This window comes from Nocardia sp. NPDC004573 (assembly GCF_053602135.1).
On the sequence record NZ_JBSGDA010000019.1, the window covers coordinates 104721 to 118723 of the forward strand.

The 14003-nt window shown below is 69.1% G+C and carries 14 protein-coding genes; 7 read left to right on the forward strand and 7 right to left on the reverse strand.

The features are described 5' to 3' along the window. Positions 1 to 258 precede the first annotated feature (258 nt). The 4 genes from ACWEKR_RS25915 to ACWEKR_RS25930 are packed head-to-tail and all read right to left on the reverse strand — an operon-like array spanning position 259 to position 5574. Complete coding sequence (locus ACWEKR_RS25915; protein ID WP_452356672.1) at positions 259 to 744, reverse strand: MaoC family dehydratase; 486 nt, start codon at positions 742 to 744, stop codon at positions 259 to 261. Further along, positions 741 to 1901 carry an acyl-CoA dehydrogenase family protein gene (locus tag ACWEKR_RS25920; RefSeq protein ID WP_452356673.1) on the reverse strand — a complete coding sequence of 387 codons (1161 nt, stop codon included), beginning with the start codon at positions 1899 to 1901 and terminating at the stop codon, positions 741 to 743. Before ACWEKR_RS25920 ends, ACWEKR_RS25915 begins: the two co-directional genes overlap by 4 nt. Beyond that, positions 1898 to 3943, reverse strand: coding sequence for an acetyl/propionyl/methylcrotonyl-CoA carboxylase subunit alpha (locus tag ACWEKR_RS25925; RefSeq protein ID WP_452356674.1), 2046 nt, complete (start codon positions 3941 to 3943; stop codon positions 1898 to 1900). The genes ACWEKR_RS25920 and ACWEKR_RS25925 overlap by 4 nt, the downstream gene beginning before the upstream one ends. Positions 3944 to 3948: 5 nt before the next feature. Then, complete coding sequence (locus tag ACWEKR_RS25930) at positions 3949 to 5574, reverse strand: carboxyl transferase domain-containing protein (RefSeq protein ID WP_452356675.1); 1626 nt, start codon at positions 5572 to 5574, stop codon at positions 3949 to 3951. A 93-nt stretch (positions 5575 to 5667) separates the two neighbouring features. Here ACWEKR_RS25930 and ACWEKR_RS25935 point away from each other — a divergent pair, with 93 nt between their 5' ends. Continuing rightward, on the forward strand, positions 5668 to 6261 hold the full coding sequence (locus tag ACWEKR_RS25935) for an SACE_7040 family transcriptional regulator (protein ID WP_159843465.1): 594 nt from the start codon (positions 5668 to 5670) through the stop codon (positions 6259 to 6261). An 8-nt stretch (positions 6262 to 6269) separates the two neighbouring features. On the opposite strand, the gene ACWEKR_RS25940 is transcribed toward ACWEKR_RS25935, so the two are convergent. After that, the gene (locus ACWEKR_RS25940) at positions 6270 to 7016 is read right to left on the reverse strand and encodes a 3-hydroxybutyrate dehydrogenase (protein ID WP_452356676.1); all 747 of its coding nucleotides are present in this window, start codon (positions 7014 to 7016) and stop codon (positions 6270 to 6272) included. Further along, positions 7013 to 8398: an MFS transporter gene (locus tag ACWEKR_RS25945; protein ID WP_452356677.1), complete on the reverse strand. Its 1386-nt coding sequence runs from the start codon at positions 8396 to 8398 to the stop codon at positions 7013 to 7015. Before ACWEKR_RS25945 ends, ACWEKR_RS25940 begins: the two co-directional genes overlap by 4 nt. A gap of 140 nt (positions 8399 to 8538) precedes the next feature. Here ACWEKR_RS25945 and ACWEKR_RS25950 point away from each other — a divergent pair, with 140 nt between their 5' ends. From ACWEKR_RS25950 to ACWEKR_RS25965, 4 genes are all read left to right on the forward strand, one after another. Next, the gene (locus ACWEKR_RS25950) at positions 8539 to 9456 is read left to right on the forward strand and encodes a LysR family transcriptional regulator (protein ID WP_452356678.1); all 918 of its coding nucleotides are present in this window, start codon (positions 8539 to 8541) and stop codon (positions 9454 to 9456) included. Between the two features lie 186 nt (positions 9457 to 9642). Beyond that, on the forward strand, positions 9643 to 9975 hold the full coding sequence (locus tag ACWEKR_RS25955; RefSeq protein ID WP_452356679.1) for a hypothetical protein: 333 nt from the start codon (positions 9643 to 9645) through the stop codon (positions 9973 to 9975). 159 nt (positions 9976 to 10134) lie between these two features. Beyond that, positions 10135 to 10497, forward strand: a complete 363-nt coding sequence (locus ACWEKR_RS25960; RefSeq protein WP_452356680.1) for a hypothetical protein — start codon at positions 10135 to 10137, stop codon at positions 10495 to 10497. Then, the gene (locus tag ACWEKR_RS25965) at positions 10494 to 11477 is read left to right on the forward strand and encodes a protein kinase family protein (protein ID WP_195085590.1); all 984 of its coding nucleotides are present in this window, start codon (positions 10494 to 10496) and stop codon (positions 11475 to 11477) included. The genes ACWEKR_RS25960 and ACWEKR_RS25965 overlap by 4 nt, the downstream gene beginning before the upstream one ends. Positions 11478 to 11485: 8 nt before the next feature. On the opposite strand, the gene ACWEKR_RS25970 is transcribed toward ACWEKR_RS25965, so the two are convergent. After that, the gene (locus ACWEKR_RS25970; protein ID WP_452356681.1) at positions 11486 to 11962 is read right to left on the reverse strand and encodes a hypothetical protein; all 477 of its coding nucleotides are present in this window, start codon (positions 11960 to 11962) and stop codon (positions 11486 to 11488) included. Positions 11963 to 12158: 196 nt separating this feature from the next. Between ACWEKR_RS25970 and ACWEKR_RS25975 the strand changes: the two genes are divergently transcribed. Then, a complete protein-coding gene (locus ACWEKR_RS25975) occupies positions 12159 to 12584 on the forward strand; it encodes a PPOX class F420-dependent oxidoreductase (RefSeq protein ID WP_195085585.1) in 426 nt (141 codons plus the stop codon). 262 nt (positions 12585 to 12846) lie between these two features. Continuing rightward, on the forward strand, positions 12847 to 13596 hold the full coding sequence (cobM, locus tag ACWEKR_RS25980) for a precorrin-4 C(11)-methyltransferase (RefSeq protein WP_452356682.1): 750 nt from the start codon (positions 12847 to 12849) through the stop codon (positions 13594 to 13596). Positions 13597 to 14003 lie beyond the last annotated feature (407 nt).

Here is a 14003-nt window from a genome sequence, read left to right on the forward strand (position 1 = left end):
CTCCGGTATGAGCGCGGACCCGCCGTCTCCAGACCCGACCGCTCATGTTGTGGACATGTGCGACGTCCCGTGTGGTGCCGCTGCGCTGCCAACTCCGAGCGGAGCCGCTGGTGGTGTGTCGGTTGCCGGTATGCGCAGGCGTGCGCGTGGTGCCGCTGCGCTGCCGACTCCGGACCGGGCCGCCGGTGGCGTGCCGGTTGTGGAGATCCGCGGCGTTGTTCGCGGCGACGCTGCACTGTCTTCGCCGGGCCGGGCGATTCATGCCGCGCCCTGCGGAGCTTTGCGCACCAGCGTTTTGCGCACAGCGGTCGCGATGACGTCGCCGTGCTGGTTGCGCCCGGTGTGCGCGAAGGTGACGATGCCCTCCCCGGGACGACTCTTCGACTCTCGCTTGTCGGTGACCACGGTCTCGGCGTACATCGTGTCGCCGTGGAACACCGGCTTGGGGAACGCGACCTCCGAGAAGCCGAGGTTCGCCACGATGGTGCCCTGGGTCAGCTGCGCCACCGACAGCCCGATCAAGGTGGACAGGGTGAACATCGAGTTCACCAGCCGCTGGTTGAACGGGGGCAACTGCTCGCTGAACGCCGCGTCCAGGTGTAGCGCCTGCGTGTTCATCGTCAGCGTGGTGAACAGGACGTTGTCCGCCTCGGTGATGGTGCGCCCGGGCCGGTGCTCGTAGACCACCTCGGTGTCGAACTCCTCGAACCACAGGCCGCGCTGCACGACCGTGCGGCGGGTCACAGGCCCAGCTCCCGGCCGATCAGCATCAGCTGCACCTCCGTCGTCCCTTCCCCGATCTCCAGGATCTTGCTGTCGCGATAGTGCCGCGCGACGGCGTATTCGTTCATGAACCCGTAGCCGCCGAAGATCTGTGTCGCGTCGCGGGCGTTGTCCATGGCGGCCTCGCTGGCCACCAGCTTCGCGATGGACGCCTGCTTCTTGAACGGCTTGCCCGCCAGCATCAGCGCCGCCGCGTCGTAGTAGGCGGTGCGCGCGGCGTGCGCCCGCGCCTCCATCCTGGCGATCTTGAAGGCGATGGCCTGGTTGCGGCCGATGACCGAGCCGAACGCCTCGCGCTCCTTGGCGTAGCGCACGCTCTCCTCCACGCAGCCCTGCGCGGCCCCGACCGCGAGCGCGGCGATGGCGATGCGCCCCTCGTCGAGGATGCGCAGGAAGTTCGCGTAGCCGCGCCCGCGCTCGCCGAGCAGGTTCTCCTCGGGTACCCGCACGTCGGTGAAACTGAGCGGATGGGTGTCGGAAGCGTTCCAGCCGACCTTGTTGTACGCGGGCTCGGCGACGAAACCGGGCGTGTCGGTGGGCACCAGGATGGTGGAGATCTCCTTCTTGCCGCCGGTGTTCCCGGTCACGGCGGTCACCGTGACGAGCTTGGTGATGTCGGTGCCGGAGTTGGTGATGAACTGCTTGCTGCCGTTGATGATCCATTCGCCGCCGTCGGCGACCGCGGTGGTCCTGGTGCCGCCCGCGTCGCTGCCCGCGCCCGGCTCGGTGAGCCCGAACGCGGCGAGGTTGCGGCCGCTGGTCAGCTGCGGCAGCCATTCCTGCTTCTGCTTGTCGTTGCCGAAGCGGTAGATCGGCATCGCGCCCAGCGACACACCGGCCTCCAGGGTGATCGCCACGCTCTGGTCTACCTTGCCCAGTTCCTCGAGCGCCAGGCACAGCGCGAAGTAGTCGCCGCCCATGCCGCCGTACTCCTCGGGGAACGGCAGGCCGAACAGGCCCATCTCGGCCATCCCCGCCACCACCTCGTAGGGGAAGGTGTGGTTCGCGTCGTGTTCGGCCGCCACGGGAGCGACCACCGACCGCGCGAAGTCGCGCACGGTCAGCGCGAGATCGCGATACTCCTCCGGCAGCGTGCCGGTGGACAGGAAGTCGGTCATGCGGGGATTCCTTCTCGTTCGGCGTGATTCGTTCCGGCGTGCGCGACGACGCGCGCCAGCACCTGGTCCAGGCGCACCTGGGCGCCCGGCTCGACCAGCAATTCGACGGTTCCGGCGACCGGCGCGGTGAGCGCGTGCTCCATCTTCATCGCCTCCACGACGACCACCGGATCTCCGGCGGCGACGACGGCGCCGGAGGCGACCGGGGCCGCGATCACCGAACCCGGCATGGGGGAGCGGATCTCGGCGTCGCCCACGTGTTCGTCGCCGCCGCGCACGTTGGCCTCGGCCACTTCGCGCAGCGCCGCGATGCCGGACGGTCCCGCCACCCACAGCAGGCCGTCCTGTTCGGCGACCCGGTAGGTGCGGCGCAAGCCGTCCAGGGTGAGCGTGAGCACGCCCGTGGACGTCGAGGAAGCGGTGAAAGACACGCTCAGCGAACGGCTTTCGCCCTCGTCGACCCGTACCGCCCCGTTTCCTGGCGTGCCGGAGAGATAGACGTGCTCGACCCGCTCGCCGCCCGCGAGCCGGAGGGGAGTGGGCGCGTTGTTCCCGATCCGCCAGCCGGACGGCACCTCCCAGGGATCGCGCGGCGCGACCGGCCAGCGGCGCAACCAGTGCCAGGCCGCCGCCGCGACGAACTCGTCGTCGCCGACGGAAGCGGGCCGGAAGTCGGCGACCCGCCGGTCCAGCAGGCCGGTGTCCAGCCGCCCTTCGGCCACGTCCGGATCGTCGAGCAGGAAACGCAGGAATTCGATATTGCTGGTGACGCCGAGCAGGACGGTGTCGGCCAGCGCGCGATCCAGTTTCGCCAGCGCGGCCGTGCGGTCGGCGGCATGGGCGATGACCTTCGACAGCATCGGGTCGTAGTCGCTGCCGACGCGCGTGCCGATCCGCAGGCCCGAATCGACCCGCACGCCGGGGCCCTCCGGCTCGTCGAGGTCGAGCACGGTGCCGCCGGTGGGCAGGAATCCGCGCCCGGGATCCTCCGCGTACACCCTGGCCTCGATCGCGTGCCCGACCATGCGGATGTCGTCCTGCGCCACCGCCAGCTTCTGCCCGGCCGCCACCCGTACCTGGCATTCCACCAGGTCGACGCCGGTGACCAGTTCGGTGACCGGATGTTCCACCTGCAGCCGGGTGTTCATCTCCATGAAGAAGAACTCGTCGGGACGGTCGGCGGAGACGATGAACTCCACGGTGCCCGCGCCCACGTAGTCCACGCTGCGCGCGGTGTTGCAGGCGGCGGCGCCGATCCTGGCCCTGGTGACCGCGTCCAGCAGCGGCGAGGGCGCCTCCTCGATCACCTTCTGATGGCGGCGCTGCAGGCTGCACTCGCGTTCGCCCAGGTGCAGCACGTTGCCGAACTGGTCGGCGAGCACCTGCACCTCGATGTGCCGCGGCCGGGTGACGAAGCGTTCCAGGAACAGCGTGTCGTCACCGAACGCGGCGGCGGCCTCGCGCCGGGCGCTGCGCAGCGCCTCCGGCAGCCGGGCCGGATCGTCCACCCGGCGCATGCCCTTGCCCCCGCCGCCCGCGGACGGCTTGACCAGCACCGGATAGCCGACTTCGGCTGCCGCGGCGATCAGCTCGTCATCGGTCAGGCCGGGCGTGGCGATGCCGGGCACCACCGGGACGCCGAACGCGGCCACGGTGTTCTTGGCGGTGATCTTGTCGCCCATCACCTCGATGGCGCGGGCCGGCGGGCCGAGGAAGACGATGCCCGCCTCGGCCAGCGCGGCGGCGAACGCGGCGTTCTCCGAGAGGAACCCGTAGCCGGGGTGCACCGCTTGCGCGCCGGCGCGCACGGCGGCGGCCACCACCCGGTCGATGGCGAGATAGCTCTCCCGGGCCGGAGCCGGACCGAGGCGCACCGCCGTGTCGGCTTCGTGGACGTGCCGGGCGTCCGCGTCGGCGTCGCTGTAGACGGCCACCGAGCGAATTCCCAGGGCGCGCAGCGTACGGATCACCCGCACCGCGATCTCGCCGCGGTTGGCGACGAGCACGGTGTCGAATCCGACCGGAACGGATCTGTTCAGCATCGTCATCACATCCGGAATACGCCGTAGGAAACGGGTTCGAGCGGGGCTTGCGCGCACACCGAGAGAGCCAGCCCCAGAACGGTTCTGGTGTCGGCGGGATCGATCACGCCGTCGTCCCACAACCTGGCCGTCGAGTAGTACGGGTTGCCTTGACTCTCGTACTGCTCCCGGATCGGGGCCTTGAACGCCTCTTCGGCTGCGTCCGATCCCTCCCTGCTCCCACCCGGGCCCGACCACGGCTGCCCGTTGCTGTCGAGCTGGTCGCCGCGCACGGTCGCCAGCACCGAGGCCGCCTGCTCGCCGCCCATCACCGAGATGCGTGCGTTCGGCCACATCCACAGGAAGCGCGGCGAATACGCGCGCCCGCACATCGAGTAGTTGCCCGCGCCGTAGGAGCCGCCGATGACGACGGTGAGCTTCGGCACGCGCGCGCAGGCCACCGCGGTCACCATCTTCGCGCCGTGCTTGGCGATGCCGCCCGCCTCGTAGTCGCGGCCGACCATGAAGCCGGTGATGTTCTGCAGGAACAGCAACGGGATGCTGCGTTTGTCGCACAGCTCGATGAAATGCGCTCCTTTCATGGCGGATTCGCTGAACAGAACCCCGTTGTTGGCGACGATGCCCACCGGATGTCCGTGGATGTGCGCGAATCCGGTGACCAAGGTCTTGCCGTATTCAGCCTTGAACTCGTGGAAGCCGCTCTCGCCCTCGGGTGTGCCGTCGACCAGGCGGTGGATCACTTCGCGCACGTCGTAGGGGGTGCGCAGATCCACCGGTACCACGTCGTAGAGCTCGGATTCCGGCGCGGCGGGCGCGATGACGGGACGCACGTCCCACGGGACCGGCGTGCGCGGTCCGAGGGTGGCCACGATGCGTCGCACGATGCGCAGCGCGTCCTGGTCGTCCTCGGCCAAGTGGTCGGTGACACCGGAGGTGCGCGAATGCAACTCGCCGCCGCCGAGTTCCTCGGCCGTGACCACCTCACCGGTCGCGGCCTTCACCAGCGGCGGGCCGCCGAGGAAGATGGTGCCCTGGTTGCGCACGATCACGGCCTCGTCGCTCATCGCGGGCACGTAGGCGCCACCGGCGGTGCACGAGCCGAGCACCGCGGCGATCTGTGGGATCCCTTTGGCGCTCATGGTCGCCTGGTTGTAGAAGATCCGCCCGAAGTGCTCCCGATCGGGGAACACCTCGTCCTGGCGCGGCAGGTACGCGCCGCCGGAGTCGACCAGGTATACGCACGGCAGCCGGTTCTGCAACGCGACCTCCTGCGCGCGCAGATGCTTCTTCACCGTCATGGGGTAGTAGGTACCGCCCTTGACCGTCGCGTCGTTGGCCACGATCACGCACTCCCGGCCGGACACTCGGCCGATCCCGGTGATGATCCCCGCGCCGGGGGACTCGTCGCCGTACATCCCGGTCGCGGCCAGCGGGGAGAGCTCGAGGAACGGGCTGCCCGGGTCCAGCAGTTGGTCCACGCGCTGCCGGGGCAGCAGCTTGCCGCGTGCGACGTGGCGGTCGCGCGCCTTCGCGGGCCCGCCCAGCGCCGCGGCGGCCAGCCGGGCGCGCAGGTCGTCGACCAGCGCCGCGTGCGCGGCGCGGTTTCCGACGGCCTCTTCGGTAACGGTCATCACGCCATCCTGTCGTCCAGTTAGTCGACGATAACTGGAATTCAGGTTAGTCTTGATTAACCGAACTGTCCAGGTCGGCGGAAAGGAACGCGTGTGACCAGTGCCGAATCCGTCGCGCCTACTCGTCGCGAGCAACTGAAGGCGCAACGCCGGACACAACTGCTGGAGGCCGGAGCGCGGTTGATCGCCGACCGCGGCTTCCTCGGCATGCGCCTGGACGACCTGGGCGCCGCCGTCGGGATCAGCGGTCCCGCGGTCTACCGGCACTTCCCGAACAAAGAGGCGCTGCTGGTCGAGCTGCTGGTCGGAGTGAGCCAGCGTCTGCTCGACGGCGGCAAGGCGGTGGTCGCGGGGGCGAACTCCGCCGAACAGGCGCTGGCCGGGCTGGTCGATCACCACTTGGACTTCGCGCTGGGCGAACCGGAGCTGATCCGCATCCAGGACCGCGATCTGGACAACGTGCCCGCCGCCGCCCGTCGCGAGATCCGCCGCACCCAGCGCCGGTACGTGGAGATCTGGGTGGGCGTGCTGCGCGAGCTGCATCCGGAGCTACCCGAGGAGACGGCGCGGGTGCAGGCCCACGCCGTCTTCGGGCTGATCAACTCCACCCCGCACAGCGCGAGCGAGGCGACCGCCGCACGGGCTCGGCCGGTGCTGCGCGGGATGGCGCTGACCGCGCTGGGTTGAGCGCCCCCTCATCGAGCGCTCCACCCGCCGTCCATCGTGTAGGCCGCGCCGGTCACCATGCCCGCCTCCGGCGACACGAGCCAGCTCACCAGCGACGCCACCTCCTCCGGCTCGACGAGGCGCTTGATCGCGCTCTCGGTGAGCAGGATCTTCTCCACCACCTCCTGCTCGGGCACGCCGTGCGCCTTGGCCTGGTCGGCGATCTGCTTGTCCACCAGCGCTGTCCGCACATAGCCCGGGTTGACGCAATTGCTCGTCACGCCGTGCGGACCGCCTTCGAGGGCGGTGACCTTCGACAGTCCTTCCAGCCCGTGTTTGGCCGTCACATAGGCGACCTTGTATTCGGAGGCCCGCAGGCCGTGCACCGACGAGATGTTGACGATCCGTCCCCAGCCCTGCCGGTACATGTGCGGCAGCGCCGCGCGCACCAGCAGGAACGGCGCCTCGACCATCAGCGTGAGCAGGTCGCGGAAGCGCTGCGGCGCGAACTCCTGGATCGGGCTGACGTGCTGCACCCCGGCGTTGTTCACCAGGATGTCGACGTCGAGGGCCAGGTCCTCCAGCGCCGCGACGTCGAGCAGATCCACCGCCCACGCCGTGCCGCCCAGTTCCCCGGCCACGGTCTTCGCGCCTGCCTCGTCGACGTCCGCGACCGTGACCGTGGCGCCGCGCGCCGCGAGGGCACGGGCGCACGCCGCGCCGATGCCGCTCGCGCCGCCGGTGACCAGGGCGCTGCGCCCCGCCAGAGCATTCATCGCACGGTCACTTCGGCCCGCGCGCCGAGCGTCGCGGCGTCGGCGTGATCGATGCTCTCCAAGCTCAGCCCCTTCGTCTCTCGTGCGACGAGCACGGCGATCGCGCTCACCGCCGCGGCGCCCGCCAGGTACCAGGCGATCGGCACCGCGGAGTGGTAGGTGTTCAGCAGCCGGACGGCGATGATCGGCGCGAGCGAACCGGCCACGATCGAGGTCACCTGATAGCCCAGCGACACACCGGAGTAGCGCATCCGGGTGGGGAACATCTCGGCCATGATCGCGGGCTGTCCGGCGTACATGAAGGCGTGGAAGATCAAGCCGATGACGATGGCGGACATGATGACCACGTTGTGCCCGCTGTCCATCATCGGGAAGGCGAAGAAGCCCCAGGTGCCCGCGGTGAGCGCGCCGATCAGGTAGACCGGCCGCCTGCCGAAGCGGTCGGACAGGCCGCCCACCAGCGGGATGGTCACGAAGTGCACCGCGTGCGCGGCGAGCAGCCACCACAGGATCACCGCGGTGTCGGCGTGCACCTGTGTCTTCAGGTAGGTGATGGTGAACGTGACCACCAGGTAGTACATGACGTTCTCGCCGAAACGCAGCCCCATCGCGGTGAGCACGCCGCGCGGGTAGCGGCGCAGCACCTCGACCACGCTCAGCGAGGTCGCCTTGATCTGCTCGGCTTCCTTCTGCGCCGCGACGAAGATGGGCGCGTCGGTGATCTTGGTGCGGATGTAGTAGCCGATCAGCACTACGACCGCCGACAGCCAGAACGCGACCCGCCAGCCCCAGCCGAGGAAGGCCTCGTCCGACAGCGTGGAGGTGAGCACCAGCAGCACCACCGTCGCCAGCAGGTTGCCCGCGGGCACGCCCGCCTGCGGCCAGCTCGCCCAGAAGCCGCGGCTGCGGCTCGGGCTGTGCTCGGCGACCAGCAGCACCGCGCCGCCCCACTCCCCGCCGACCGCGAAACCCTGGATGAAGCGCAGCGTCACCAGCAGCGCGGGCGCCCAGTAGCCGATCTGCCCGAAGGTGGGCAGGCAGCCCATCAGGAACGTCGCGCTGCCCACCAGCACCAGACTGAACTGCAGCAGCTTCTTGCGGCCGTACTTGTCACCGAAGTGCCCGAAGACCACGCCGCCGAGCGGGCGCGCCGCGAACCCGACCGCGTAGGTGATGAACGCGGCGAGGATGGCGTCCAGGTCGCTGGTGCCCTTGGCGAAGAACACCTTGCTGAACACCAGCGTGGCGGCGGTGCCGTAGAGGAAGAACTCGTACCACTCCACGACGGTGCCCGCCATCGACGCGGCCACCACGCGGCGCAGGCCGCTGGTCGTCCCGCCGGAATCCGCCGCCGCTGTCGTCGCGGCGCTGTGCTCCCTCATCGCACTTCTCCTTCGTGCCGGGGGCCACACTTCGAACTCGATGTGACGGCCCCCACATTGCCTGGCTGCACCGAGTATTAGTGCAGAAGATTTGCGCCGCAATGACCATTAATGCAGTTCGTCTCTGCAAAGATGCAGATATGCGTCCGGCCTCTGCTGGCCGTCCCAGCGCGGACGACCTTCTCGTGCTCCTGGCCGTCGGGCGCTCCGGCCGATTCGTGACCGCGGCCGAAGAGCTCGGCATCAACCACACCACCATCTCCCGGCGTATCGCCGCGCTGGAGCAGACCCTCGGCGGCCGGGTGCTCACCCGGGTGGCCGGTGGCTGGGAACTGACCGATCTCGGCCGGGAGGCCCTGGCCGCGGCGGAGGCGGTGGAGTCGGCGGTGAAATCACTGGCCGCGGACGAGAGCGGGAACCGGGTGCTGGAGGGCGTGGTCCGAATCTCGGCGACCGACGGGTTCAGCGCCTACATCGCCGCGCCCGCGGCCGCGGAGGTGCGCCGACGGCACCCGAAGATCTCGGTGGAGATCGTGGCGACCACCCGGCGCGCCTCGCAACAGCGGTCGGGACTCGACCTCGAGATAGTGGTGGGCCGGCCGCAGGTGCATCGCGCCACCGCCGCGCATCTGGCCGACTACTGCCTCGGCCTCTACGGTTCCCGCGAATATCTGCGCGAGCACGGCGCGCCCGCGACGATCGAGGACCTGGCGCGCTATCCGCTGGTCTACTTCATCGATTCGATGCTGCAGGTCGACGATCTCGACCTGGCCTCCAGTTTCGCGCCCACGATGCGCGAATCCGTCTCCTCCACCAACGTTTTCGTGCACGTGGAGGCCACGCGCGCGTCGGCGGGCCTCGGTCTGCTGCCCTGCTTCATGGCCGACCGTCACGCGGATCTCGTTCGCGTCCTCTCCGATTCGGTGACCGTGACGCTCGGCTACTGGCTCGTCGCCCGCACCGAGACCCTCCGCCGCCCCGAAGTGGCCGCCGTCGTCACGGCGATCCGCGCCATGGTCGCCGACCAGAGCGACACCCTCCTCGGTCGGCGTCGTTGACGGTCCTCGGCTCGACCACCCAGGTCGTCACGAAGGTGACTACCGCAGGCTTCCAACAGCGAAGCCGACGGCAGAGTCCTGCGGTGGTCCCGCGATGAGTTCCGGTGTTCCAGCACGTCTAACTCTTCGAGGCCGTGGGCCGAAACCATCGCAGACAGCGCCGACCGTGCCGAGTACCGCGAACGCGTGACCACGGGTGAGTCGTTCTCGATGTGGCAGAGCCTGTCGTTCAAACCGAACTACAAGGCCGGCTACTGCATGGCCGTTTGCCCGGCCGGTGAGGATGTGATCGGAGCTTTCCTCGACGACCGGAAGGGGCACTTGGCGGAGGTGGTGCGGCCGTTGCAGAACAAGCCGGAACCCGTCTACGTGCTGCCGGGCTCCGCCGCGGAGGAGCACGTGACACGCCGTTTTCCGGCCAAGACCCCGAAGCTGGTCACCAACGGCTTCCCGGACGAGGTGAACACGCTGCTCGATCGGATCGGCCCCCGGCCTCGCCCGCGCGGCATCTCGGACTGAGCGCGGCGCCGCTGTGCTGAGCGACGGCCCTGGTCCGAAGAAACCGACCGATCGGTAGTAAGTTCCCTTCCTGAGACGTCGACAGTCCGTCCCGGACCTCCGCCCGGGCCGGACGTCGAACCGCTGCCGGGCGGTTGTCGCAGGTGAAGGTGAGGGATCATGGCCGAGTACGCGCCGACTCTGGTCGCAATCTATGACGTCGGTCATGCGCAACCGCGCCGAGTAGCCGAATTCGGGTCGAATCCAGACGGTGGCGTGACGCTCACGGTGATCGATCCCGACGGATGCCTCCTTGCCGAACGGTTGTACGAGCGCGGTATCAAAGTCTTCCACCCGCCCGGGCGGATAATGCCGGACGAGGGTCCGCCTTTCCTGCGCGCGTTGCTCGATTCGCAAGCGATGAGCTACTACCGCGTTGTCGATGAAAGCCCGGCCGAGCCGCAACGGCCGAGCGGTCGCACGCCTTGGTCCGGGAATCCGGCATCGGGTTCGAATGGCGCGTCGGCGCCGCCGGCTCGGTGAGAGACGCTGTCACCCCGCTCCTCCGCAACATCACCCGGCGCCTGACCAGAACCCTCGATCTGGGGACTCGCACCGCCGCGGGCACGTATCGGCGCACCAGCGGCACGCTGGACCTCGGCGCCCGCACGTTCCGGGACGCGGACGAGCGGTCCTCGCACCTGGTGGAAGAAGCGCGCACCCGAGTGCAGCCGCATCCGGCGCAGGCGGCTCGGCAGCGGGTGTGGGACTACCAGCCCAGTGCGGCCGAATCCGCCATGCGCGCGCGCCGGCTGACCACGGATGTCGAGTTCGAAGGCGACATGAAAATAGCGGTGGCGAAAAGTTCCACCACAGTCCGGAAGATGCGTTCCGACGATGGGGAATTGAATATCTACAAGCCTATCCACGGTGAGCAATACGACGCAGGGCTGCCATTCGTGCACGCTCCCGGCGCGCTGACGAGCCGGGAAATCGCGGCCTATCGGGTCGATGAACTACTCGGTTTCGGCAGGGTGCCTCCGACGGCAAGGACCGACGGCGTCATCGGGCCGGATGGCAGAGCGTCCGGGCCCGGCATGATCCAGCAGTTCGTCGAGTCCAAGCCGTCGAGGCCGGTGGCCGACTATCCCGAAGTCCAGCAGCAACAAGTCGCGGTACTCGACTATGTCATCGGCTCCATGGATCGCCATACCGGCAACTATCGCACCGTGGAACGTGACGGACAGCTCGAAGTCGTCGCCATCGATCACGGCCGATCATTCCCGCTGTCGACTCGACCGCTCGAGATCAATATCGACTCCGACTTCGCCATGGCGCAGAAGGGTCAGCGCCTCGACGCGGAGGTGCTCCGCGCGGTCGAAGGCGTCGACATCTCCCGCTTTCGCGCCGCGCTCGGTGACGCCGGTCTGCACGACAATGCGATCGACGGCGCGGTGGCGCGGCTGGAGAAGATCCGGGAACTGGGCATGATCCCGGCCGACGCCAGGGTCCTGCCCCCCTGACCCGCTGGTCACCCGGCCTGGGGATGCGGGCGCCGTTCGATGGTGTTCCGCGCCCGTGCCCACACCTCCTGGACTTCGAACCCGGCGGCCTGCCACGAGTCGGTGGCGAGACCGACGCGGCCGCGCCACTTCCGCATGATCTCGGCGTGCACCGGCCAGCGCACGAACCGTCGCATGTCCTGCTCGGTCTCCCACACCGAGATCGAACCGCCGCGCGCTTCCGACGGCCGAGCCCACAACCACAAGCCGACCGCGCCGTGCATCACCGGCCAATTGCGGCCCAGTCGCATTCCCGTCTTGTAGATCGCCTGAACCTCCTCGTCGGAGGCGGCCAGGAAGTCGGTCACGCTGACGAACACCGGCCCTCGGGTGTCGTGTCGCGGCCCGGCTTGCCAGGGCATCAGCACGGTGCCGTCGGAGAACGGCTGTTCATCCGGCCCGCCGGGCTGGTCGTCGGAGGGTAGATCGGTGGAATTAGTAAACATAGGTAGATGATAAGCAGATACTTATGAAAACCCAGCGGGTCGGTGTCAGGGAGCCGTGGTGCCCTCGGAGCAAGGCGGCGGATCCAGGGCCGGAACTGTTTTCGGCGTCCTGTGATGTTGCGGGCGCGTCGCCTCCGGCCTCGAACGCGGCGATTCATCCCGTGCTCCGTGCTCTGCCGCGACCTAGGGTGGGCGGATGGCCTCTCTTTCCGATCCAGAAGTGCGCGAGTTCCTCTCCCACGGCACCCGTACCGGCAAGGTGGCGTTCGTGGCCGCCGACGGCAGCCCGATGGTGACGCCGGTGTGGTTCGTCCTCGACGAGGACGCGCTGGTCTTCAACACCGGCAAGTCCACCGCGAAGGGCAAGGCGTTCGCCAGGGACGGGCGCGTCTCGGTGTGCGTGGACCTGGAGCAGCCGCCTTACGCGTCGGTGCAGTTGCGGGGCACCGTCACGCTCTCGGAAGACCCCGATGAATTGTTGCGCACCGCCACCGAGATCGGCGGCCGTTACATGGGCGCGGACCGCGCCGAGGAATTCGGCAAGCGCAACGGCGTCCCGGGCGAACTCGTCGTCCGTCTTCGCCCCGACAAGGTGATCGCCCACTTCGACGCCACCGCCTGAGCGGCGGGGGCCGCGCCACCGTGCACCTCGCGGGATTCACGGTCGCGTCGCCGCCGCGAATAGCGTGTGCTGGGCGGCGGATGCGGTCGCCCAGCCGGAAGCGGTCGAAGCGCTCGAAGTCCCGGCGCACCGCCGGGCCCGGTGATCGGAATCGGCCCAGGGCGGCGGATCGGGGGACCGGCGCGAGCGAGCCGAGGAACTGGTCGGCTTGGGCGCTCGGTCGCCGACCGCGTGGTGACCGGCGGTCAATACACTCGCGCGCATGACCGTGCATTTCATCGGGGCCGGGCCGGGGGCGGCCGATCTGCTGACGGTGCGCGCGGTCGAGTTGCTGCGCGCGTCGCCGGTGTGCCTGTACGCGGGGACCTATCTGGATCCAGGGGTGCTGGCGTACTGCGCGCCGGACGCCGAGTTGGTCGATACCCAGCATCTGGACCTCGACCAGATCACCGAGCTGCTGGTGCGCGCGGACCGGGCTGGCCGCGACGTGGCCCGGCTGTGCTCGGGCGACCCGTCGCTGTATTCGGCGTTGACCGAGCAGACCCGCAGGCTCGACGCGCACGGGGTGGCGTGGGATGTCACGCCGGGCGTGCCCGCCTATGCCGCCGCGGCCGCGGTGCTCGGTGCGGAGCTGACGGTGCCCGAGCTGGTGCAATCGGTCGTGCTGACCCGCACGCAGGCCCGCTCCACCGCGATGCCCGAGTCCGAAGCGCTGGCGAACTTCGCCGCCACCGGCGCCACGCTCGCGCTGCACCTGGCCATCACCCGCGTCCGCGCCTTGGCCGCCGAACTGTCCGCCGACTACGGCCCGGACTGCCCGGTCGCCGTCGTCTACCGCGCCAGCCAGCCGGAGCAACTCGTCCTGCGCGGCAGCCTGGCCGACATCGCCGACCAGGTGGAGGCCGCCGGACTGCGACAGGCCGCGGTGATCCTGGTGGGCCGTGCGCTCACCCCCTCGATGTCGTGCGCGCAATCGCATCTCTACGACCCGGCGCGCGTGCGCGGGTCCTGACGGCGGGCGCCTCAGGCGCCCGCCCGCCGCTGCCGAAGCGCCCGAATTGGTGCCGTGGTGACTCATGTGAGAACCGCAACATCCTTCCGGCAAACCTTTGCAAAGCCACTGCCTGCGATGATGTTCGCCCGCTATGACCGATGGTTGGTCGCTCGCCGGGGGCGACGGTAGATTGATCCGGTGATTCGCAAAGAAGGTCCCGGCGGAGCCGGTCGGTGGGTTCTGGGCACGGTCGAGCTCATGTAACAAGCCCGGCACGTTGGACAGATAGTTCAATTGAACATTTTTTGCCTGATTTGATGTGAGAACTCAACCCGGAGACGCAGGCGCCACGCTCGGACAGGTGTGCGCCCCCTCCGGGTGTGGTCGGGGAGCGCTTGCGTGGTGTTCCGGAAGCGAGGTTACGG

What these genes read in the sequence shown, in the direction of transcription:
- ACWEKR_RS25920 (WP_452356673.1), bottom strand. Translation starts at nt 1,901, where the DNA reads ATGACCGACTTCCTGTCCACCGGCACGCTGCCGGAGGAGTATCGCGAT.
- ACWEKR_RS25925 (WP_452356674.1), bottom strand. Translation starts at nt 3,943, where the DNA reads ATGCTGAACAGATCCGTTCCGGTCGGATTCGACACCGTGCTCGTCGCC.
- ACWEKR_RS25930 (WP_452356675.1), bottom strand. Translation starts at nt 5,574, where the DNA reads ATGACCGTTACCGAAGAGGCCGTCGGAAACCGCGCCGCGCACGCGGCG.
- ACWEKR_RS25940 (WP_452356676.1), bottom strand. Translation starts at nt 7,016, where the DNA reads ATGAATGCTCTGGCGGGGCGCAGCGCCCTGGTCACCGGCGGCGCGAGC.
- ACWEKR_RS25945 (WP_452356677.1), bottom strand. Translation starts at nt 8,398, where the DNA reads ATGAGGGAGCACAGCGCCGCGACGACAGCGGCGGCGGATTCCGGCGGG.
- ACWEKR_RS25950 (WP_452356678.1), top strand. Translation starts at nt 8,539, where the DNA reads ATGCGTCCGGCCTCTGCTGGCCGTCCCAGCGCGGACGACCTTCTCGTG.
- ACWEKR_RS25960 (WP_452356680.1), top strand. Translation starts at nt 10,135, where the DNA reads ATGGCCGAGTACGCGCCGACTCTGGTCGCAATCTATGACGTCGGTCAT.
- ACWEKR_RS25970 (WP_452356681.1), bottom strand. Translation starts at nt 11,962, where the DNA reads ATGTTTACTAATTCCACCGATCTACCCTCCGACGACCAGCCCGGCGGG.
- ACWEKR_RS25975 (WP_195085585.1), top strand. Translation starts at nt 12,159, where the DNA reads ATGGCCTCTCTTTCCGATCCAGAAGTGCGCGAGTTCCTCTCCCACGGC.
- cobM (WP_452356682.1), top strand. Translation starts at nt 12,847, where the DNA reads ATGACCGTGCATTTCATCGGGGCCGGGCCGGGGGCGGCCGATCTGCTG.